General features: G+C 59.5%; 29 protein-coding genes. 2 read left to right on the forward strand and 27 right to left on the reverse strand.

Features of this window, described 5'->3' with window-relative positions:
• Nucleotides 1-28: 28 nt before the first annotated feature.
• Both ABIE33_RS01030 and ABIE33_RS01035 read right to left on the reverse strand, forming a co-directional pair.
• Nucleotides 29-1,336 carry a replication-associated recombination protein A gene (locus ABIE33_RS01030; protein WP_429120332.1) on the reverse strand — a complete coding sequence of 436 codons (1,308 nt, stop codon included), beginning with the start codon at nucleotides 1,334-1,336 and terminating at the stop codon, nucleotides 29-31.
• Nucleotides 1,333-2,730, reverse strand: a complete 1,398-nt coding sequence (locus ABIE33_RS01035; protein WP_429120335.1) for a DegQ family serine endoprotease — start codon at nucleotides 2,728-2,730, stop codon at nucleotides 1,333-1,335. The genes ABIE33_RS01030 and ABIE33_RS01035 overlap by 4 nt, the downstream gene beginning before the upstream one ends.
• Before the next feature lie 198 nt (nucleotides 2,731-2,928).
• On the opposite strand from ABIE33_RS01035, the gene msrP reads away from it, so the two are divergent.
• Together msrP and msrQ are read left to right on the forward strand one after the other, a co-directional pair.
• Nucleotides 2,929-3,876, forward strand: a complete 948-nt coding sequence (gene msrP, locus ABIE33_RS01040) for a protein-methionine-sulfoxide reductase catalytic subunit MsrP (protein ID WP_429120338.1) — start codon at nucleotides 2,929-2,931, stop codon at nucleotides 3,874-3,876.
• Between the two features lie 2 nt (nucleotides 3,877-3,878).
• A complete protein-coding gene (gene msrQ, locus ABIE33_RS01045; RefSeq protein ID WP_429120341.1) occupies nucleotides 3,879-4,541 on the forward strand; it encodes a protein-methionine-sulfoxide reductase heme-binding subunit MsrQ in 663 nt (220 codons plus the stop codon).
• A 40-nt stretch (nucleotides 4,542-4,581) separates the two neighbouring features.
• On the opposite strand, the gene rplQ is transcribed toward msrQ, so the two are convergent.
• The 25 genes from rplQ to rplD form a co-directional block, all read right to left on the reverse strand.
• Entirely contained in the window at nucleotides 4,582-5,007 is a 426-nt protein-coding gene (gene rplQ, locus ABIE33_RS01050) for a 50S ribosomal protein L17 (RefSeq protein ID WP_025426687.1), read from the reverse strand.
• Nucleotides 5,008-5,051: 44 nt separating this feature from the next.
• Nucleotides 5,052-6,062, reverse strand: coding sequence for a DNA-directed RNA polymerase subunit alpha (locus ABIE33_RS01055; protein ID WP_025426686.1), 1,011 nt, complete (start codon nucleotides 6,060-6,062; stop codon nucleotides 5,052-5,054).
• A 103-nt stretch (nucleotides 6,063-6,165) separates the two neighbouring features.
• Complete coding sequence (gene rpsK, locus ABIE33_RS01060; RefSeq protein ID WP_003536496.1) at nucleotides 6,166-6,555, reverse strand: 30S ribosomal protein S11; 390 nt, start codon at nucleotides 6,553-6,555, stop codon at nucleotides 6,166-6,168.
• 228 nt (nucleotides 6,556-6,783) lie between these two features.
• Nucleotides 6,784-7,152 carry a 30S ribosomal protein S13 gene (rpsM, locus tag ABIE33_RS01065; RefSeq protein ID WP_429120344.1) on the reverse strand — a complete coding sequence of 123 codons (369 nt, stop codon included), beginning with the start codon at nucleotides 7,150-7,152 and terminating at the stop codon, nucleotides 6,784-6,786.
• A gap of 231 nt (nucleotides 7,153-7,383) precedes the next feature.
• Nucleotides 7,384-7,962 carry an adenylate kinase gene (locus tag ABIE33_RS01070; protein ID WP_429120346.1) on the reverse strand — a complete coding sequence of 193 codons (579 nt, stop codon included), beginning with the start codon at nucleotides 7,960-7,962 and terminating at the stop codon, nucleotides 7,384-7,386.
• The gene (gene secY, locus ABIE33_RS01075; RefSeq protein WP_429120348.1) at nucleotides 7,959-9,299 is read right to left on the reverse strand and encodes a preprotein translocase subunit SecY; all 1,341 of its coding nucleotides are present in this window, start codon (nucleotides 9,297-9,299) and stop codon (nucleotides 7,959-7,961) included. Before secY ends, ABIE33_RS01070 begins: the two co-directional genes overlap by 4 nt.
• 233 nt (nucleotides 9,300-9,532) lie before the next feature.
• Complete coding sequence (gene rplO, locus ABIE33_RS01080; RefSeq protein WP_025426682.1) at nucleotides 9,533-10,003, reverse strand: 50S ribosomal protein L15; 471 nt, start codon at nucleotides 10,001-10,003, stop codon at nucleotides 9,533-9,535.
• 13 nt (nucleotides 10,004-10,016) lie between these two features.
• The gene (rpmD, locus tag ABIE33_RS01085; protein WP_025426681.1) at nucleotides 10,017-10,220 is read right to left on the reverse strand and encodes a 50S ribosomal protein L30; all 204 of its coding nucleotides are present in this window, start codon (nucleotides 10,218-10,220) and stop codon (nucleotides 10,017-10,019) included.
• A 12-nt stretch (nucleotides 10,221-10,232) separates the two neighbouring features.
• Nucleotides 10,233-10,802: a 30S ribosomal protein S5 gene (gene rpsE, locus ABIE33_RS01090; RefSeq protein ID WP_025426680.1), complete on the reverse strand. Its 570-nt coding sequence runs from the start codon at nucleotides 10,800-10,802 to the stop codon at nucleotides 10,233-10,235.
• A gap of 128 nt (nucleotides 10,803-10,930) precedes the next feature.
• Nucleotides 10,931-11,293, reverse strand: a complete 363-nt coding sequence (gene rplR, locus ABIE33_RS01095) for a 50S ribosomal protein L18 (RefSeq protein ID WP_429120351.1) — start codon at nucleotides 11,291-11,293, stop codon at nucleotides 10,931-10,933.
• Nucleotides 11,294-11,305: 12 nt separating this feature from the next.
• A complete protein-coding gene (rplF, locus tag ABIE33_RS01100; RefSeq protein ID WP_429120354.1) occupies nucleotides 11,306-11,839 on the reverse strand; it encodes a 50S ribosomal protein L6 in 534 nt (177 codons plus the stop codon).
• A gap of 40 nt (nucleotides 11,840-11,879) precedes the next feature.
• Nucleotides 11,880-12,278 carry a 30S ribosomal protein S8 gene (gene rpsH / locus ABIE33_RS01105; protein ID WP_025426677.1) on the reverse strand — a complete coding sequence of 133 codons (399 nt, stop codon included), beginning with the start codon at nucleotides 12,276-12,278 and terminating at the stop codon, nucleotides 11,880-11,882.
• A gap of 12 nt (nucleotides 12,279-12,290) precedes the next feature.
• Nucleotides 12,291-12,596: a 30S ribosomal protein S14 gene (rpsN, locus tag ABIE33_RS01110; RefSeq protein ID WP_025426676.1), complete on the reverse strand. Its 306-nt coding sequence runs from the start codon at nucleotides 12,594-12,596 to the stop codon at nucleotides 12,291-12,293.
• 34 nt (nucleotides 12,597-12,630) lie between these two features.
• On the reverse strand, nucleotides 12,631-13,188 hold the full coding sequence (gene rplE / locus ABIE33_RS01115) for a 50S ribosomal protein L5 (RefSeq protein WP_077498423.1): 558 nt from the start codon (nucleotides 13,186-13,188) through the stop codon (nucleotides 12,631-12,633).
• Entirely contained in the window at nucleotides 13,181-13,492 is a 312-nt protein-coding gene (rplX, locus tag ABIE33_RS01120; RefSeq protein ID WP_025426674.1) for a 50S ribosomal protein L24, read from the reverse strand. The genes rplE and rplX overlap by 8 nt, the downstream gene beginning before the upstream one ends.
• A gap of 14 nt (nucleotides 13,493-13,506) precedes the next feature.
• Nucleotides 13,507-13,875: a 50S ribosomal protein L14 gene (gene rplN / locus ABIE33_RS01125; RefSeq protein ID WP_003536525.1), complete on the reverse strand. Its 369-nt coding sequence runs from the start codon at nucleotides 13,873-13,875 to the stop codon at nucleotides 13,507-13,509.
• Between the two features lie 178 nt (nucleotides 13,876-14,053).
• Nucleotides 14,054-14,290 (reverse strand): 30S ribosomal protein S17, encoded by a 237-nt coding sequence (gene rpsQ, locus ABIE33_RS01130; RefSeq protein WP_077498424.1) that lies wholly within the window; start codon nucleotides 14,288-14,290, stop codon nucleotides 14,054-14,056.
• Between the two features lie 12 nt (nucleotides 14,291-14,302).
• Nucleotides 14,303-14,503 carry a 50S ribosomal protein L29 gene (rpmC, locus tag ABIE33_RS01135; RefSeq protein ID WP_025426672.1) on the reverse strand — a complete coding sequence of 67 codons (201 nt, stop codon included), beginning with the start codon at nucleotides 14,501-14,503 and terminating at the stop codon, nucleotides 14,303-14,305.
• A gap of 12 nt (nucleotides 14,504-14,515) precedes the next feature.
• The gene (rplP, locus tag ABIE33_RS01140) at nucleotides 14,516-14,929 is read right to left on the reverse strand and encodes a 50S ribosomal protein L16 (RefSeq protein ID WP_011975175.1); all 414 of its coding nucleotides are present in this window, start codon (nucleotides 14,927-14,929) and stop codon (nucleotides 14,516-14,518) included.
• Nucleotides 14,930-14,967: 38 nt separating this feature from the next.
• Nucleotides 14,968-15,681 (reverse strand): 30S ribosomal protein S3, encoded by a 714-nt coding sequence (gene rpsC, locus ABIE33_RS01145; RefSeq protein ID WP_053247115.1) that lies wholly within the window; start codon nucleotides 15,679-15,681, stop codon nucleotides 14,968-14,970.
• Entirely contained in the window at nucleotides 15,681-16,070 is a 390-nt protein-coding gene (rplV, locus tag ABIE33_RS01150) for a 50S ribosomal protein L22 (RefSeq protein ID WP_025426669.1), read from the reverse strand. Before rplV ends, rpsC begins: the two co-directional genes overlap by 1 nt.
• A gap of 2 nt (nucleotides 16,071-16,072) precedes the next feature.
• Nucleotides 16,073-16,351: a 30S ribosomal protein S19 gene (gene rpsS / locus ABIE33_RS01155; protein ID WP_025426668.1), complete on the reverse strand. Its 279-nt coding sequence runs from the start codon at nucleotides 16,349-16,351 to the stop codon at nucleotides 16,073-16,075.
• A gap of 15 nt (nucleotides 16,352-16,366) precedes the next feature.
• Entirely contained in the window at nucleotides 16,367-17,206 is an 840-nt protein-coding gene (gene rplB, locus ABIE33_RS01160) for a 50S ribosomal protein L2 (protein ID WP_025426667.1), read from the reverse strand.
• A 43-nt stretch (nucleotides 17,207-17,249) separates the two neighbouring features.
• The gene (locus ABIE33_RS01165; RefSeq protein ID WP_025426666.1) at nucleotides 17,250-17,543 is read right to left on the reverse strand and encodes a 50S ribosomal protein L23; all 294 of its coding nucleotides are present in this window, start codon (nucleotides 17,541-17,543) and stop codon (nucleotides 17,250-17,252) included.
• Nucleotides 17,540-18,160 carry a 50S ribosomal protein L4 gene (gene rplD, locus ABIE33_RS01170; protein ID WP_025426665.1) on the reverse strand — a complete coding sequence of 207 codons (621 nt, stop codon included), beginning with the start codon at nucleotides 18,158-18,160 and terminating at the stop codon, nucleotides 17,540-17,542. Before rplD ends, ABIE33_RS01165 begins: the two co-directional genes overlap by 4 nt.
• Between the last annotated feature and the right edge of the window lie 3 nt (nucleotides 18,161-18,163).

The following is an 18,163-nucleotide window of genomic DNA, read 5'->3' on the forward strand; positions in this document are numbered from 1 at the left end:
GGAGATGCGTCGCGACCGAGAGATAAAGTCAGCTCCGCTCCCGGCGCAGCTTCGCCCACCATTCCAGCCGCTTGCGGATCTCGCGCTCGAAGCCGCGTTCCGGCGGATCATAAAAGGTCTTACGTCCCATCTTTTCGGGGAAATAGTCCTGACCGGAGAACGCATCAGGCTCGTCGTGGTCATAGCGATAACCGTCGCCGTAACCTTCGCCCTTCATCAATTTGGTCGGCGCATTGAGAATATGTTTCGGCGGCAGAAGCGAACCGTTTTCTTTGGCTGCCCGCATCGCCGCCTTGTAGGCCATGTAAACGCCATTCGATTTCGGTGCGGTCGCGAGGTAGACGCAGGCCTGGGCAAGCGCCAGTTCCCCTTCCGGCGAACCGAGATAATCGTAGGCGTCCTTGGCGGCATTGCAGATCGCCAGCGCCTGCGGATCGGCAAGGCCGATATCCTCCACCGCCATGCGAACGAGCCGCCGCCCGAGATAGAGCGGATCCTCGCCGGCATCGAACATCCGGCAGAGATAATAAAGTGCCGCGTCCGGGTCGGAGCCGCGCACCGATTTGTGCAGCGCCGAGATCAGGTTGTAGTGACCGTCCTGCCCCTTGTCGTAGACGGGCGCCCGCCGCTGCACGATCTTCTGCAGCGCCTCGACGTCAAAGATCTCGTCGCGCCGCGCGGCGCGCCAGACCTCCTCGGCGAGCGTGAGCGAGGCGCGGCCGTCGCCATCGGCCATGCGGATCAGGCTGGCCCGGGCATCCGCGTCGAGCGGCAGGGGTTTGCCTTCCGTTTCCTCCGCGCGCTTCAGCAACTCCTGTAGGCTCTCTTCTCCATGCGGCTTGAACGTCAGCACACGGGCGCGGGACAAGAGAGCGGCGTTGAGCTCGAAGGACGGATTTTCCGTCGTCGCCCCCACCAGGATGACCGTGCCATCCTCCATGACAGGCAGGAAGCTGTCCTGCTGGGCACGGTTGAAGCGATGGATCTCGTCGACGAAGAGCAAGGTCTGGCGGCCGGACATCCGTCGCGCCCGTGCCGATTCGAAAACCTTCTTGAGGTCGGCGACACCGGAAAAGATCGCAGAGATCTGCTCGAAGGCCAGCCCCGCCTCGCCTGACAACAGCCGGGCAACCGTCGTCTTCCCGGTACCAGGCGGCCCCCAGAAGATCATCGAGCCTAGCGAGCCCGATGCGATCATGCGCGTCAACACGCCATCCTCACCCGTCAGGTGCTCCTGACCAGTGACTTCGGACAGCGTGCGCGGGCGCAGCCGATCGGCGAGCGGTCTTGCCGAAGTCATTTCCGGCGGCTCGGAGGATGAGAAGAGATCACTCATCGGAAGAACTGACGGATGATCTGGCCGTCTCGCTCGATCTCGACGCGCCAGAAGGAGGCGCCCTCAGCCATGACGGTCTCCAGGGTCTTCGAACTATCGATCGCTGCGCCGTTGACGGAGCGGATGATATCCTTCGGCGCCAGGCCAATGCGTGCAGCGGGCGAGCCGCGGTTGATTTCGGTCACGACGACGCCCTGCAGCGAGGTCGATATGCGCAGTTCCTCTGCCAGCCGCGGAGAGAGATTTGCCACCACCGCACCGGCAAACGGATTGCGGCCCTCGATGAGGCGCTCATCGCGGGGTGACGTCTCCGGTGCGCGGTCGAGCTTCAGGCTGACATCGTACGGCTTGCCGTTTTCCGAAACCGTGACGCGTGCCTCGTGGCCGATGCCGACCGTGGTCAATCGATAGCCGAGGGCATCGGGATGTTCGACGGCGATGCCGTTGACGGCCGTAATCACCTGCCCCGGCTTGATGCCGGCCGAGGCTGCCGGTCCGCCATTGACAACGGCGGTCACCAGCGCACCACGCGCACGCTCGAGCCCGAGCGCTTCTGCGACTTCCGACGTCACAGGCTCGAAGGACGCACCGATGAACGGACGCACGAAGGAGCCATTGCCGCCCTCGGCGGATGCGACGAAAACCTTCACCAGATTGGCAGGGATGGCAAAGCCGACGCCGTTCGAGCCGCCGCCCTTGGAGAAGATCGCAGTGTTGATGCCGATCAGTGCACCGTTCATGTCGATCAGGCCGCCGCCGGAATTGCCCGGGTTGATGGCAGCATCGGTCTGGATGAAGAAGCCGAAATCGCCTGATGATATCTGATTGCGGGCGAGGGCCGAGACGATACCGCTGGTCACCGTCTGGCCGACACCGAAGGGGTTGCCGATCGCCAGAACGATGTCGCCGACTTCGACCGCATCGGAATCGCCGATCGGGATGATGTTGAACGGGCCTTCGGACTGGATCTTCAGGACCGCGAGATCGAGGCGATCGTCCTTGAGCATGACCTTGCAGGGATATTCGCGGCCATCGGCAAGCGCCACCTTGATGTCGTCAGCGCCTTCGATGACGTGGTTGTTGGTGACGACGATGCCGTTCTTGCCGACGATCACGCCGGATCCGAGCGACGACTGCTTCTCGCTGCGGTTCGGCATGCGCTGCCCGAAGAACTCCTCGAAGAAGGGATCGCCTGAGAAGATCGATCGGCGCTCGACTACACGCTCGGCATAGACGTTAACGACGGCATTGGCCGTCTGCTTGACCAGCGGCGAGAAGGAAAGCTGCATCTCGGTGCGTGACTGGGGCACGACCTTGGCATCCTGCGCCATCGCCGGACAGGACAGGGAAACAGCAAGAATGAGCGTCGCAAGCGCTCTTTGACCAAAGATCATATGAAGCATTCTCCTATTCGTCGCGGCTACGTTCAGATAGGATTTCGCAGGAAAAAAGGCAAATGTCGCCGCGACATACACAAAGTCGGCACCATCACGTCCAACGCACGAAAACGTGGTTGTCCGCCTCTTTCTCAGTGATCGAAACTCTGGTCAGTTTGAGCAGACAAGACCCACACCTTCAAAGCGGAAAAGATCATGCCGGCTTATCGTCCACCGAGAATCGCATCGTCCGAAATCACACCGGAGGGCTGCTTTCTCTCACGCCGCGCTTTTCTGGCGACGACGGCTGGTGGTTTCCTGATTGCAGGCGCCGGCGCCGGCACTGCCCAAGCGGCCGCCCTTGCGGCACCCAAGGGCAAATACACCGTGGACGAGGATCTGACGCCGGAAGCCGACGTCACGGGCTACAACAATTTTTATGAGTTCGGGACCGGCAAGGCCGACCCTGCAGCGAACTCAGATACCTTCAAGCCGACGCCATGGACCGTGAAAGTCGACGGACTTGTCGCCAAGCCAAAGGACTTCGGGCTGGAGGAGCTTCTGGCACTTCCACTCGAAGAGCGCGTCTACCGGATGCGTTGCGTCGAGGCCTGGTCGATGGTCATCCCCTGGACCGGGTTTCCGCTCGCAGCCCTGCTCGACAAGGTCGAACCACTCGGCAATGCCAAATATGTCTCATTCGAAACCGTGGTGCGCCCCGAGCAAATGCCCGGCCAATCCGGCTTCTTCCAACCTTTGCCCTGGCCCTACCGAGAGGGCCTGCGCCTCGACGAGGCGCGTCATCCGCTGACCATTCTCTCAGTCGGCGTCTACGGCAAGACCCTGCCTAATCAAAACGGCGCACCGATCCGGCTGGTCACGCCTTGGAAATACGGCTTCAAGGGCATCAAGTCGATCGTGCGCATCTCGCTCACGGAAACACCGCCGCCTTCGACATGGAACCTGTCAGCACCTAATGAATACGGCTTCTATGCCAATGTTAACCCGGCGGTCGACCATCCGCGCTGGAGCCAGGCAACCGAAAACAGGATTGGCGGCGGCGGCTTCTTTGGTGCTAACCGGCGCGATACCCTGCCCTTCAACGGCTACGCGGACGACGTCGCCGGCCTCTATGCCGGCATGGACCTGAGAGCGAATTTCTGAGCATGCCCAAGCTGCCCGCCTTGCCGAAACGCTTTCACTCCGCGTCCGTCTGGGCACTGTACGGGCTGGGCCTCTGTCCGGCGCTTGCCGCTTTCTATCTCGGCGCCACCGGACGCCTGCCGGGAAATCCCGTCAAGGAATTCGAGCATCTGCTTGGCATCTGGGCGCTGCGCTTTCTGGTCGCCGCGTTGGCGATCACACCGATCCGCGATCTCCTCGGCATCAACTGGCTGCGCTATCGGCGCGCGCTCGGGCTGCTCGCGTTCTACTATGTGGTGATGCACTTCCTCGCCTATTTCCTGCTAGACCAGGTCCTGAACATCCCCGCCATCCTCGCTGACATCGCCCGGCGCCCCTTCATCACCATCGGGATGGCCGGTCTGGTTTTGCTGATCCCCCTGGCGCTGACATCGAACAATTGGTCGATCCGCCGGCTCGGCAGCAGGTGGAACCAGTTGCACAAGCTCACCTACATCATTGCCGCGGCAGGAGCGCTGCATTTCGCTATGTCGGTCAAGGTGGTTGGCCTCGAGCAGATGACCTATCTGGCTTTGGTCACCCTGCTTCTGTGCTGGCGTCTGGTGCGCAAACCCTATCTGAAGCACAAGCGGCAAGTCGGTGGCAGACCGATACGAGCGGCTGAAACAGAAAAAGCGGCCGGGTGACGAACACCCGGCCGCTTTCAAATTAGCTTACCTGAAAAGATCAGGCTGCTTCGGCAGCGTCAGCTTCAGCTGCGACGCGAGCGCGATCCTTCGCACCCTTTGCATCGGTGTCGCGGTCAACGAATTCGATGACAGCGAGAGCAGCATTATCGCCCTGGCGGAAGCCGGCCTTCATGATACGCAGGTAGCCGCCGTTGCGGGTGGCATAACGCGATGCAATCGTGTCGAACAGCTTCGAAACGACAGCGGCGTCGCGGATCTGCGAGATCGCCTGACGGCGAGCATGCAGGTCGCCGCGCTTGCCGAGGGTGACGAGCTTTTCAACGATCGGGCGGATTTCCTTAGCCTTCGGCAGGGTCGTAACGATCTGCTCGTGCTCGATCAGCGAAGCTGCCATGTTGGCAAACATCGCCTTGCGGTGGCTGGCGGTTCTATTCAGCTTGCGGCCGGCTTTACCGTGGCGCATTGCTATTCTCCTTCACTTGCAGGCATCTGCCCGCAGTCTAATGGTTAGTATTGGTCTTCGTAACGCTTGGCGAGATCTTCGATGTTCTCAGGCGGCCAGGACGGCACTTCCATGCCGAGGTGCAGGCCCATGGAAGCGAGAACTTCCTTGATTTCGTTCAGCGACTTGCGACCAAAATTCGGCGTGCGGAGCATTTCTGCTTCGGTCTTCTGAATGAGGTCGCCGATGTAGACGATGTTGTCGTTCTTCAGGCAGTTGGCCGAACGGACGGAGAGTTCCAGTTCGTCGACCTTCTTGAGAAGCGCCGGGTTGAAGGCGAGTTCGGTGACTGCCTCTTCCTCTGCTTCCTTCTGCGGCTCGTCGAAGTTGACGAAAACCGACAGCTGGTCCTGAAGGATGCGGGCCGCAAATGCGATCGCATCTTCACCGGTGACGGAGCCGTCCGTCTCGATGGACATCGTCAGCTTGTCATAATCAAGAACCTGGCCTTCGCGGGTGTTTTCCACCTTGTACGAGACCTTCTTGACCGGCGAGTACAGGCTGTCGACCGGGATGAGGCCGATCGGAGCATCTTCCGAACGGTTACGGTCAGCCGGAACGTAGCCCTTGCCGTTGTTGACGGTGAACTCCATGCGGATCTCTGCGCCCTCGTCGAGGGTGCAGATCACATGATTCGGGTTGAGGATTTCGATATCGCCAACCGTCTGGATGTCACCGGCGGTTACAACGCCTGGACCCTGCTTGCGCACAACCATGCGCTTTGCGTCGTCGCCATCCATCTTGATGGCGATTTCCTTGATGTTGAGCACGATGTCCGTCACGTCTTCCCGAACGCCCGGGATAGAGGAGAACTCGTGCAGGACGCCGTCGATCTGCACCGCGGTGACAGCAGCACCGCGAAGCGACGACAGCAGCACGCGGCGAAGCGCGTTGCCGAGCGTCAGACCAAAGCCGCGTTCAAGCGGTTCCGCGACCAACGTTGCCTTGGTGCGGCCCGAGGAGATGAACTCCACCTTGTTCGGCTTGATCAGTTCCTGCCAATTTTTCTGGATCATATTTTCTGCCTTCCGTTCGTTGTCACCATCCAATCGTGACAACCGAGCCCCGAAGTCCGGGAGCGCGCCGAAGCGCCCTCACCGGCATTTTGAACGCAAATGATCAGACGCGGCGCTTCTTGCGCGGGCGGCAACCGTTGTGCGGGATCGGGGTCACATCGCGGATCGAGGTGATCATGAAGCCCGCAGCCTGCAGCGCGCGAAGAGCGGATTCGCGGCCGGAACCCGGGCCGCAAACTTCAACTTCAAGCGACTTCATGCCGTGTTCCTGGGCCTTCTTGGCGCAGTCTTCAGCGGCGATCTGAGCGGCAAACGGGGTCGACTTACGCGAGCCCTTGAAACCCTTGGCACCGGCAGACGACCAGGCAATTGCGTTGCCCTGTGCGTCGGTGATGGTGATCATGGTGTTGTTGAACGACGAATTGACGTGCGCAACGCCAGACGTGATGTTCTTGCGTTCGCGACGGCGAACGCGGGTGGCTTCCTTGGCCATAGGATCCCTTTCTTAGATCTCTGCACCGCCGTAATTCCAGCGGCTCCACCGGGAAAGGAATTTTCGTCCCCTGCCCTGCTTCTTCGGTTTCATCCAGTACCGGCGGAACCGGTACTGCAGGCATTTCACGAAACCGATCAGGCTCCGCAACGGTCGGGCAACGCCCTTCCCAAACTGCAAAAGGAGGCCGGCGCGTGCGCCAGCCTCCCAATCTCCCTATTCGGGAAATTACTTCTTCTTACCGGCGATCGCCTTTGCCGGACCCTTGCGGGTGCGGGCATTGGTGTGGGTACGCTGACCGCGCACCGGCAGGCTGCGGCGATGACGCAGGCCACGGTAGCAGCCAAGGTCCATCAGACGCTTGATGTTCATCGACGTGTCGCGACGCAGGTCACCTTCAACCTGGTAGTCGCGGTCAATCGCTTCACGGATCTGAAGGACTTCAGCGTCCGTCAGCTGATGCACGCGGCGATCAGCCGGGATACCGACCTTCTCGACGATTTCCTGTGCGAATTTCGGTCCGATCCCGTGAATGTAGGTCAGCGCGATAACAACGCGCTTTGCCGTCGGGATGTTGACGCCAGCGATACGTGCCACGTCTATTCTCCTTGCGTTCCAGTTGCCATCCGGCAATAGGTGCTTCGTTACGCGACCTCAAGAGCCGCACGTTGATTGAGGTTCGAGACACGTCGAAAACGACCGTACCCGGACTTCGTTTCGTTGAAGACCGCGCCGATCGCTCCCATGTCGCGAGTTGGCGCTGTCTTTGGCGGAATCAGCCGGAAAAGTCAACTCCCCGGCGGTTCCTTTTCGGCAAAGACCCAAGGTCTAAGCCAGAATCTTCTCGATCTGTGCAGTCACGGCGTCAACATCGGCCATGCCGTCGACCGTCTTCAGTTCACCGGTGCCCGCATAGTGCTCCGACAAGGGTGCGGTCTTTTCCCGATATTCCGTCAGCCGACGCTTGAAGGCTTCCGGATTGTCGTCCGATCTAACCGAGCCGCCCGCAGCGATGGTTTCCGCTACGCGATTCTCCATGCGCTTTACAAGCGCAGTCTCATCGACCTTGAGCTCGATCACCGCATCGAGCCTCAAGCCCTTGCCCTCGAGCATCTTGCCGAGAGCGACCGCCTGCGGAACCGTGCGCGGATATCCATCGAGGATAAAGCCGTTGGCACAATCCGGGGCGTCGATCCGGTCCGACACGATCTCGTTGACGATTGCGTCAGAGACGAGCTGGCCGGCGTCCATGACAGCCTTGGCACGCTTGCCGACGTCGGTCGCCTGGGCGACGGCCGCCCGCAGCATGTCACCTGTGGAAAGCTGCGGAATACCGTACCTCTCCGTCAGAAGCTTGGCTTGCGTCCCCTTGCCAGCTCCGGGCGGTCCCAAAAAAATCAGTCTCATCGTCCCCTCTTTCCTCCGCGCAGCTTCGACTTCTTGATCAGCCCCTCATACTGCTGAGCAATGAGGTGACCCTGGATCTGTGCTACCGTATCAAGGGTAACGCTGACAACAATCAAAAGCGACGTACCACCAAGGTAGAACGGCACGCCGGTCTGCGCGATGAGGATTTCAGGCAGGATACAGACGAAGATCAGGTAGATCGCGCCGAGCACGGTGATGCGCGTCAGAACGTAATCGATGTATTCAGCCGTGCGCTCACCCGGGCGGATGCCCGGAATGAAGCCGCCATGCTTCTTCAGATTGTCGGCCGTGTCCTTCGGATTGAAGACGATGGCCGTGTAGAAGAAGGCGAAGAACGCGATCATGCCGCCGTAGAGCACCATGTAGAGCGGCTGGCCGTGACCGAGCGCGCTGACGATCGATGTCGCCCAATCCGGCAGCGCTGCGGTGTTGGCAAAGCCAGCGAGCGTCGCCGGCAGCAGCAGCAGCGACGATGCAAAGATCGCCGGGATGACGCCCGCGGTGTTGAGCTTCAGCGGCAGGTGCGACGTGTCGCCCTGGAACATGCGATTCCCGACCTGGCGCTTCGGATACTGGATCAGAAGACGACGCTGGGCCCGTTCGACGAAGACGATGAGCGCGATTACGCCAACAATCATGACGATGATCGCCAGGATCAGCGGGGTCGAAAGCGCGCCGGTGCGGCCAAGCTCGAGCGTTCCGGCAAGAGCCGTCGGCAGATGGGCAACGATGCCGGCGAAGATGATCAGCGAGATGCCGTTGCCGATACCGCGCGAGGTGATCTGCTCGCCAAGCCACATCAGGAACATCGTGCCACCGAGCAGCGAGATAACCGTGGAAATGCGGAAGAACCAACCCGGATCGTTCACGAGGCCGTTGCCGCTCTCAAGGCCGACTGCAATGCCATAGGCCTGCATGACGCCGAGAAGCACCGTGCCGTAGCGGGTGTACTGGTTGATGATCTTGCGACCCTGCTCGCCTTCCTTCTTCAGCTGTTCCAGCGCCGGAACGACGGAGGTCATCAGCTGAACGATGATCGAAGCAGAGATATAGGGCATGATGCCGAGCGCGAAGATCGCCATGCGCTCCACTGCACCGCCCGAAAACATGTTGAAGAGGCCGAGGATGCCGCCGCTCTGGCCCTGGAAGGCCTGCGCAAACGCGTCCGGGTTGAGGCCGGGCAGCGGGATATAGGTGCCAAGACGGTAGACCAAAAGCGCACCAAGCGTGAACCACAGTCGTTTCTTCAGATCTTCCGCCTTGGCGAAAGTCGAGAAATTCAGGTTCGAGGCGAGCTGTTCCGCTGCAGAAGCCATGCAATTCTCCGCGTACCAAATCTCGGAATCAGCGGGAGTACCCTGTCCGTTCCGGAAGGACTAACTTTTCGTCTTGAAAACCGGACGCGAGGCGATTGTGTCTGCAATCGGATGCCTCACCGTGGTTTCCGCTATGTCCGCCGAGGCGAGCGATTCGCCATCGCGGACGTGAGGCTCACATATGGGAGCAAAACCGCCCGGAGTGAAGCACCCCGGGCGGTCGATCAGTAATATTATTCGGCAGCAGCCGAAAGCAGCTTGATGGAGCCGCCAGCCTTCTCGATCTTTTCGATCGCCGGCTTGGAAGCACCTGCAACTTCGAGCGAGATCTTCGCCTTCAGTTCGCCATCGGCCAGAACGCGAACGCCGTCCTTTTCGCGACGAATCACGCCGGCAGCCTTGAGAGCTGCTGCATCGACGGTCTTCGAAGCGTCAAGCTTCTTGGCGTCGATCGCTGTCTGGATGCGGCCGAGCGACACGACAACAAACTCCGAAGCGAAGATGTTGTTGAAGCCGCGCTTCGGCAGACGACGGTAGATTGGCATCTGGCCGCCTTCGAAGCCGTTGATGGCAACGCCCGAACGAGCCTTCTGACCCTTCACACCGCGACCGGCAGTCTTGCCGGAGCCGGAACCGATGCCACGACCAAGACGCTTACGGTTCTTGGTCGAGCCTTCGTTGTCCTTGATTTCATTCAGTTTCATGAGCTTATCCCCCTCACTTCTCGTCGACGACGCGAACGAGGTGCTGGACCGACCGGATCATGCCGCGAACAGCTGGGGTATCTTCCAGCGTGCGAACCCGGTGCATCTTGTTGAGGCCCAGGCCGATGAGCGTCTGACGCTGTACGGCCGGACGGCGAATGGGGCTACCGATCTGCTCGACGGTAACCGTCTTCGCAGCGTTTTCTTTCTTAGCCATCTGTCAGCTCCCTTATTCTTCGGAAGCAGCGCCGGAGGAAACACGACGAGCCTGGAGCGTGGCGTACTTCATGCCGCGCTGAGCTGCGATGTCCTTCGGGTGCATCTGGTTCTTGAGGGCGTCGAACGTTGCACGAACCATGTTGTACGGGTTCGACGAGCCGGTCGACTTAGCGACGACGTCATGAACGCCGAGCGTTTCGAAGACGGCGCGCATCGGGCCGCCAGCGATGATACCGGTACCGGCCTTGGCCGAACGCAGGAGCACCTTGCCGGCGCCATGACGGCCGTGAACGTCGTGATGCAGGGTACGACCACCACGCAGCGGGACGAAGATCAGGTCGCGCTTGGCGGCTTCCGTTGCCTTGCGGATGGCTTCCGGCACTTCGCGCGCCTTGCCATGACCGAAGCCAACACGGCCCTTCTGGTCGCCAACGACGACGAGAGCTGCGAAACCGAACCGACGACCGCCCTTCACCACCTTGGCGACGCGGTTAATTGCTACGAGCTTGTCGACAAATTCGCTGTCGCGCTCTTCGCGGTTCTGGCGATCTTCGCGAGAACCCCTTCTTTCCTGTGCCATTGTCCTTTTCCTTTTTCTTTTCCGGGTGCAATCGGCAGATTGACAAAAGTCGCCCCCGTCACATGGATCGGAAGCGACCGGAAACTCATGAAGGTGCCAGGCGGACACAAGGCCCGCCTGGCAACCGATCAGAAGTTCAGACCACCTTCACGTGCAGCTTCGGCCAAAGCCTTGATGCGACCGTGATAGATGAAGGCGCCACGATCAAAGACAACGTCCTTGATGCCAGCCTTTACGGCGCGCTCAGCGATGAGCTTGCCGACGGCAGCAGCAGCTGCCGCGTCAGCGCCCGTCTTCAAAGACGAGCGCAGATCGGTGTCGAGCGTGGAGGCAGACGCAAGCGTCTTGCCGGCCACGTCGTCGATAACCTGTACGTAGATGTTCTTCGACGAGCGATGAACCGACAGGCGCGGACGGCCATTCGCGACCGCCTTGATTTGACGGCGCACGCGGTTGGCGCGACGCACAAGAGTATCTTTCCTGCTAGCCATTTCGCGTGATCCTTACTTCTTCTTGCCTTCTTTGCGGACAATCCGCTCTTCGGCATACTTGACGCCCTTGCCCTTGTAGGGCTCGGGGCCACGGTATTCGCGGATTTCCGCTGCAACCTGGCCGACCTGCTGCTTGTTGATGCCGGAGACGATGATTTCCGTCGGCTTCGGGACAGCGATCGTGATGCCTTCAGGCGTCTGGTAGACCACGTCGTGGCTGAAACCGAGCGCCAGCTGCAGGTTCTTGCCCTGCAGCGAAGCACGGTAACCAACGCCGTTGATTTCGAGCTTGCGCTCGTAACCGTCTTTAACACCCTTCAGAATGTTCTCGATCATCGTGCGGGACATGCCCCACTTCGAACGAGCATCCTTGCTCTGGTTGAGCGGTTGAATAACAACCGCATTGTCTTCGAGCGCTACCGATACTTCGTCGTTTGCAACAAAGAACAGTTCGCCCTTAGGGCCCTTCGCCGTTACCTTCTGGCCATCCACGCTTGCCGTGACGCCTGCAGGAACTTGAACGGGCTTCTTACCGATACGAGACATTTTTATACCTGTCTGTTCGCTATGGAGATCATGTTACGTCTTAGAAGACGGAGCAAAGAATCTCGCCACCAACATTCTGTTCGCGTGCCTGATGATCGGCCATCACACCCTTCGGGGTCGAAAGGATGGTGATGCCGAGGCCGTTCGCGACCTGCGGAATGGACTTAACCGAGACATAAACTCGGCGGCCCGGCTTGGAAACGCGTCCGATCTCACGGATTACGGAAGCGCCTTCGTAGTACTTCAGTTCGATATTCAGCTCGGCCTTGCCGTTGCCAAATACGACTTCAGAGTATCCACGGATGTAGCCTTCAGCCTGAAGGACATCCAGAACACGTGCGCGAAGCTTCGAAGCCGGCGTGGAAACGCTCGACTTGCGGCGTGCCGCGCCGTTACGGATACGGGTGAGCATATCGCCCAGCGGATCAGTCATTGCCATGTGCCCGTCTCCTTACCAGCTCGACTTGACAATACCCGGCACGCGGCCGGAATTGCCCAGTTCGCGAAGCGCAATACGCGACATGCGAAGTTTACGATAGTAGGCGCGCGGACGGCCCGTAACTTCACAACGGTTGCGGATGCGGGTCTTGGATCCATCACGCGGCAGTTCAGCCAGCTTGATGGTTGCCTTGAACCGCTCTTCGATCGGCAGAGACTGGTTCATGATGATTGCCTTAAGAGCGGCGCGCTTAGAGGCTTGCCCGGCAACCAGTTTGCGGCGGCGCTTGTTCTTTTCAACTGCGCTCGTTTTCGCCATAACAGTTATCCTTCTTTACGCTTGTCGTTACGGATTACTGACGGAACGGGAAGTTGAACTCTGTGAGCAGAGCGCGTGCTTCGTCGTCGTTAGTAGCCGTCGTGCAAACGATGATGTCCATGCCCCACATCTGATCAACCTTGTCGTAGTTGATCTCAGGGAACACAATGTGCTCCTTGACGCCCATGGCGAAGTTGCCACGGCCATCGAAGGACTTCGGGTTGAGGCCACGGAAGTCGCGAACGCGCGGAAGAGCGATGTTCACGAGACGATCCAGGAACTCATACATCCGAACGCCGCGCAGGGTAACCTTGGCACCAATCGGCATGTCTTCGCGAAGCTTGAAGCCAGCGATGGAGTTGCGAGCGCGGGTGATTACCGGCTTCTGACCAGCAATCGCAGCAAGGTCGGCAGCTGCGACAGTCGGCTTCTTGGAGTCGCCGGTCGCTTCGCCAACACCCATGTTGATGACGATCTTGTCGAGACGCGGGATCTGCATTTCGTTGGCGTAGGAGAACTTCTCCTGCATAGCCGCACGAATACGCTCGACATATTCCTTCTTGAGCCGGGGCTCGTAAGCGGACTTAGCCATCGATCACTACTCCCGAACGCTTGGCCACGCGGACCTTCTTGTCGCCATCGATCTTGAAGCCGACACGGGTCGGCTTGCCGTCCTTCGGATCGGCAATCGCGATGTTCGAAAGATGGATCGAGGCTTCCTTGTTGATAATGCCGGCTTCCTGGCTCTGGGTCTGGCGCTGGTGACGCTTCACCATGTTCACGCCACGCACTACAGCCCGATCTTCCTTCGGCATTACCTGTACGACTTCGCCGGTACGGCCCTTGTCCTTACCGGTGAGAACGACGACCTTGTCGCCTTTACGAATCTTTTGCATCTCTCAACGCTCCCTTAGAGTACTTCCGGAGCCAGCGAGATGATCTTCATGTGGTTCTTGGCGCGAAGTTCGCGCGGAACCGGTCCGAAGATACGGGTGCCGATCGGCTCTTTCTTGTTATCGATAAGAACGGCTGCGTTTGTGTCAAAACGAATGACGCTGCCATCCGCACGGCGGATGTCTTTCGCGGTGCGAACGACAACAGCCTTCATGACATCACCCTTCTTCACGCGGCCGCGCGGAATGGCTTCCTTGATCGAAACGACGATGATGTCGCCGATCGACGCGTACTTACGCTTGGAGCCGCCCAGCACCTTGATGCACATGACACGACGTGCGCCGGAATTATCCGCCACGTCGAGGTTTGTTTGCATCTGAATCATGTCAGGTCGCCTTCTTGTTGTTACCAGGCCGGTTGGGTCGGAACCCCCTCGCCCGGCTTATTGTGCCTATCTCAAAGCAAAAGAACGCCCGGACTCGAGCGTTCCTTTACTTCAATTGCGTGCTTCATACAGATATTTGCCCAAGACGCAAGGGTCTCGCGGTCAAATCCCGCAGAAATCAAGCCTGGGCGGCAACCACCGTCCAGCGCTTATCCTTGGAGATCGGCGCGCATTCCTCGATGGAAACAACGTCACCAACCTTGTACTGGTTGCTTTCGTCGTGCGCCTTGTACTTCTTCGAACGGCGAACGGTCTTCTGGAGAATCGGGTGCGCAAAGCGGCGCTCGACTCTGACGACGACGGTCTTGTCGTTCTTGTCGCTGACGACTGTGCCCTGCAGAATGCGTTTCGGCATATTTTGTGGTCCTTAGGCCTTGGCTTCTGCCGCCTTCTGGCGGGCAATTGTTTTGACGCGTGCGATGTCCTTACGGACTTCGTCAATACGCGACGACTTTTCGAGCTGGCCGGTTGCCTTCTGGAAACGCAGATTGAACTGCTCTTTCTTCAGCTTGGCAAGCTCTTCGTTGAGTTGATCGGCGCTCAGAGCGCGAACATCTGCGGCTTTCATGAGATTCACTCCTTACTCTGCGATACGCTGCACGAAGCGCGTCTTGACAGAGAGCTTGGCAGCACCAAGACGAAGTGCCTCACGGGCGAGTTCTTCGCTGACACCATCGATCTCGAACATCATACGACCAGGCTTGACCTTGCATGCCCAGTATTCAACCGAGCCCTTACCTTTACCCATGCGGACTTCGGTAGGCTTGGCGGTGACCGGAACGTCAGGGAACACACGGATCCAGACGCGGCCGGCACGCTTCATATGGCGGGTGATCGCGCGGCGGGCCGCTTCGATCTCGCGCGCATTGACGCGGTTTGGTTCTTGAGCCTTCAGGCCGAATTCACCAAAGGCGAGATCAGATCCGCCCTTGGCTACGCCCTTGATGCGGCCCTTGAATTGCTTGCGATACTTCGTACGCTTTGGCTGCAACATTTTTTTAATTCTCCGATATTGGCTGCCACGCGCGCATGTTACGCGTTTTCGCGACGACGATCTCTGCTGCTGCCGCCCTGGTTGTCACTCTCGATCGCGCGACGCTCGGAAGCCATCGGATCGTGCTCAAGGATCTCGCCCTTGAAGATCCAGACCTTGATGCCGCAGATACCGAAAGCGGTTTCGGCTTCAGACGTACCGTAGTCGATGTCCGCACGCAGAGTGTGCAGCGGAACGCGACCTTCGCGGTACCATTCCGTACGAGCGATTTCGGCACCACCGAGACGACCGGCGCAGGTGATCTTGATGCCTTCGGCGCCAAGACGCATGGCCGACTGAACAGCGCGCTTCATCGCACGGCGGAAAGCCACGCGGCGCTCGAGCTGCTGGGCGATCGACTGGGCAACGAGCGTTGCGTCAACTTCCGGCTTGCGCACTTCAACGATGTTGAGGTGGGTTTCGGAGTTGGTCATCTCGGAAAGCTTCTTGCGGAGCTTCTCGATGTCCGCACCCTTCTTGCCGATGATCAGACCCGGACGAGCCGAGTGGATCGTTACGCGGCACTTCTTGTGCGGACGCTCGATCACGACCTTGGCAATGCCGGCGGCCTTGAGCTCTTCCATCAGGTAAGCGCGGATCTTCAGGTCTTCATGAAGAAGCTGACCGTATTCCGCGTTATCAGCGAACCAACGGCTATCCCAGGTCCGGTTGATGCCGAGACGGAAACCGATCGGATTAATCTTCTGGCCCATTATGCGGCCTCCCCTTTGGCTTCCACTTCACGAACGACGATCGTCAAGTGAGAGAACGGCTTTTCAACACGCGATGCACGGCCGCGACCACGAGCGTGGAAGCGCTTCATCACAATCGACTTGCCAACATACGCCTCAGCGACGATGAGCGAATCAACGTCGAGGTCGTGGTTGTTCTCAGCGTTTGCGATCGCGGATTCAAGCGTCTTCTTGACCGTCTCGGAGATCCGCTTGCGCGAGAACTCGAGTTCGGCCAGAGCGCGCTCGACCTTCTTGCCGCGGATCATCGCGGCAACCAGGTTGAGCTTCTGGGGGCTGACGCGGATCGTGCGCGCAATTGCCTGCGCTTCATTATCCTTCAGCCGGCGTTCGGCTTTTGCCTTGCCCATTGTTACTTCCTCTTTGCCTTCTTGTCCGCACCATGACCGTAATAGGTCCGGGTCGGAGAGAATTCACCGAACTTGTGTCCGACCATTTCTTCTGACACCGAAACGGGAACATGCTTGTTGCCGTTGTAGACGCCGAAGGTGAGACCCACGAACTGCGGAAGGATCGTGGAGCGACGGCTCCACATTTTGATCACTTCGTTACGACCGCCGTCACGAACCTTCTCAGCCTTCTTGAGAAGATAGCCGTCAACAAACGGACCTTTCCATACTGAACGAGCCACTTGAGACTTCCTCTCTTACTTCTTGCGCTGGTGACGCGACCGCATGATGAACTTGTCGGTCGACTTGTTGGAGCGCGTCCGCTTGCCCTTCGTCGGCTTGCCCCAAGGGGTAACCGGGTGGCGACCACCGGACGTACGGCCTTCACCACCGCCGTGCGGGTGGTCAACCGGGTTCATGACGACGCCGCGAACGTGCGGCTTCTTACCGCGCCAGCGCGAACGACCAGCCTTACCGTCATTGATGTTGCCGTGATCGGGGTTCGATACAGCACCGATGGATGCAAGGCAAGAGCCGTGCACGAGGCGCTGTTCGCCCGAGTTCAGGCGAAGGATCGCCATGCCCTGGTCACGACCAACGAGCTGCGCGTAGGTACCGGCGGAGCGAGCCAGCTGGCCGCCCTTGCCCGGCTTCATTTCCACGTTGTGGATGATGGAGCCGACCGGGATGAACTGCAGCGGCATGGTGTTGCCGGGCTTGACGTCGACCGCTGCCTTTTCCGAAGCGATGACCTTGTCGCCGGCAGCGAGGCGCTGCGGAGCGAGGATGTAGGCCTGTTCGCCATCGGCGTAGGTTACCAGCGCGATGAACGCCGTGCGGTTCGGGTCATATTCCAGACGCTCGACGGTGCCTTCTACGTCGAACTTGCGACGCTTGAAGTCGACCAGACGGTAGGTCCGCTTGTGACCGCCGCCCTGGAAGCGAACGGTGATACGGCCGAGGTTGTTGCGACCGCCCTTGGAGTGCAGACCTTCAGTCAGCGCCTTTACCGGCTTGCCCTTGTAGAGGCCGGACCGGTCCACGATGACCAGCTGGCGCTGGCTCGGGGTCGTCGGATTGAAACTTTTCAATGCCATTTTATTGTTCCCTTTTGGGTTTTTACCCTAATGGGCCTATCCGTTAGAGACCGGTGGAGACGTCGATGGACTGACCGTCGGCGAGCGTGATGATCGCCTTCTTCACGTCCTTCTGCTTCCCGGTAAAGCCGCGGAAGCGCTTGGTCTTGCCCTTGCGGACGAGCGTGTTCACGGCAGTAACCTTGACGCCGAACAGAGCTTCGACAGCAGCCTTGATTTCAGGCTTCGAAGCGCCCTTGGCGACGTTGAAGACGATCTGGTTCTGTTCGGAAACCAGCGTCGACTTTTCAGTGATCGAGGGGGACACGATCACGTCGTAGTGGCGAAGATCCGTCATTTGAACCGCTCCTCCAGAGCTTCCACGGCAGCCTTGGAAAGCACGAGCTTGCCACGGCGCAGAATGTCGTAAACGTTGATGCCCTGAACCGGCAGAACGTCCACATTCGGGATGTTCTGGGCGGCGAGCTTGAAGTTGTTCTCGATTTCGGCGCCGCCGATGATCAGAGCATTGGTCAGACCGAGCGAGGCGAATACGCCAGCGAGGGTCTTGGTCTTTGCTTCTGCGGCAACGAGATCATCGAGAACGATGATGTTTTCAGCCTTCAGCTTGGCAGACAGAGCGTGGCGAAGGCCGAGTGCACGAACCTTCTTCGGCAGGTCATGGGCGTGGCTGCGAACAACCGGGCCATGAGCCTTACCACCGCCACGGAACTGCGGAGCGCGAGCGGAGTGGTGGCGGGCGCGGCCCGTACCCTTCTGCTTGTACATCTTGGCGCCGGTGCGCGAAACTTCTGCGCGGCCCTTGGCCTTGTGTGTGCCCTGCTGCTTCTTGGCGAGCTGCCAGCGAACGACGCGGGCGATGATGTCTTCACGGGGTTCGAGACCGAAAATGGCGTCCGAAAGGGAAACCTTTCCCGCGTCCTTGCCCTCGAGGGTTTTGACGGTGAGATCCATTAT

Source organism: Ensifer sp. 4252 (assembly GCF_050434565.1).
Classification (GTDB): domain Bacteria; phylum Pseudomonadota; class Alphaproteobacteria; order Rhizobiales; family Rhizobiaceae; genus Ensifer.

Bases quoted from the DNA above. Each gene is read 5' to 3' on its own strand.
- rplQ (WP_025426687.1), bottom strand. From the start codon at position 5,007: ATGCGCCACGGTAAAGCCGGCCGCAAGCTGAATAGAACCGCCAGCCAC.
- rpmC (WP_025426672.1), bottom strand. From the start codon at position 14,503: ATGAAAGCCGCAGATGTTCGCGCTCTGAGCGCCGATCAACTCAACGAA.
- rplE (WP_077498423.1), bottom strand. From the start codon at position 13,188: ATGGCTAAGTCCGCTTACGAGCCCCGGCTCAAGAAGGAATATGTCGAG.
- msrP (WP_429120338.1), top strand. From the start codon at position 2,929: ATGCCGGCTTATCGTCCACCGAGAATCGCATCGTCCGAAATCACACCG.
- rpmD (WP_025426681.1), bottom strand. From the start codon at position 10,220: ATGGCTAAGAAAGAAAACGCTGCGAAGACGGTTACCGTCGAGCAGATC.
- rplV (WP_025426669.1), bottom strand. From the start codon at position 16,070: ATGGGCAAGGCAAAAGCCGAACGCCGGCTGAAGGATAATGAAGCGCAG.
- rplX (WP_025426674.1), bottom strand. From the start codon at position 13,492: ATGCAAAAGATTCGTAAAGGCGACAAGGTCGTCGTTCTCACCGGTAAG.
- rpsE (WP_025426680.1), bottom strand. From the start codon at position 10,802: ATGGCACAGGAAAGAAGGGGTTCTCGCGAAGATCGCCAGAACCGCGAA.
- rplO (WP_025426682.1), bottom strand. From the start codon at position 10,003: ATGAAACTGAATGAAATCAAGGACAACGAAGGCTCGACCAAGAACCGT.
- msrQ (WP_429120341.1), top strand. From the start codon at position 3,879: ATGCCCAAGCTGCCCGCCTTGCCGAAACGCTTTCACTCCGCGTCCGTC.
- rplN (WP_003536525.1), bottom strand. From the start codon at position 13,875: ATGATTCAGATGCAAACAAACCTCGACGTGGCGGATAATTCCGGCGCA.
- ABIE33_RS01070 (WP_429120346.1), bottom strand. From the start codon at position 7,962: ATGAGACTGATTTTTTTGGGACCGCCCGGAGCTGGCAAGGGGACGCAA.
- rpsQ (WP_077498424.1), bottom strand. From the start codon at position 14,290: ATGCCGAAACGCATTCTGCAGGGCACAGTCGTCAGCGACAAGAACGAC.
- rplD (WP_025426665.1), bottom strand. From the start codon at position 18,160: ATGGATCTCACCGTCAAAACCCTCGAGGGCAAGGACGCGGGAAAGGTT.
- ABIE33_RS01030 (WP_429120332.1), bottom strand. From the start codon at position 1,336: ATGAGTGATCTCTTCTCATCCTCCGAGCCGCCGGAAATGACTTCGGCA.
- secY (WP_429120348.1), bottom strand. From the start codon at position 9,299: ATGGCTTCTGCAGCGGAACAGCTCGCCTCGAACCTGAATTTCTCGACT.
- rpsH (WP_025426677.1), bottom strand. From the start codon at position 12,278: ATGGCAATGACTGATCCGCTGGGCGATATGCTCACCCGTATCCGTAAC.
- rplP (WP_011975175.1), bottom strand. From the start codon at position 14,929: ATGTTGCAGCCAAAGCGTACGAAGTATCGCAAGCAATTCAAGGGCCGC.
- rpsC (WP_053247115.1), bottom strand. From the start codon at position 15,681: ATGGGCCAGAAGATTAATCCGATCGGTTTCCGTCTCGGCATCAACCGG.
- ABIE33_RS01055 (WP_025426686.1), bottom strand. From the start codon at position 6,062: ATGATCCAGAAAAATTGGCAGGAACTGATCAAGCCGAACAAGGTGGAG.
- ABIE33_RS01035 (WP_429120335.1), bottom strand. From the start codon at position 2,730: ATGATCTTTGGTCAAAGAGCGCTTGCGACGCTCATTCTTGCTGTTTCC.
- rplR (WP_429120351.1), bottom strand. From the start codon at position 11,293: ATGGCTAGCAGGAAAGATACTCTTGTGCGTCGCGCCAACCGCGTGCGC.
- rplB (WP_025426667.1), bottom strand. From the start codon at position 17,206: ATGGCATTGAAAAGTTTCAATCCGACGACCCCGAGCCAGCGCCAGCTG.
- rpsK (WP_003536496.1), bottom strand. From the start codon at position 6,555: ATGGCCAAGGAAGCCACCCGCGTTCGCCGTCGCGAACGCAAGAACATC.
- rpsN (WP_025426676.1), bottom strand. From the start codon at position 12,596: ATGGCGAAAACGAGCGCAGTTGAAAAGAACAAGCGCCGCCGCAAACTG.
- rplF (WP_429120354.1), bottom strand. From the start codon at position 11,839: ATGTCTCGTATCGGTAAGAAGCCCGTTCAAGTTCCTGCAGGCGTCACG.
- ABIE33_RS01165 (WP_025426666.1), bottom strand. From the start codon at position 17,543: ATGACGGATCTTCGCCACTACGACGTGATCGTGTCCCCCTCGATCACT.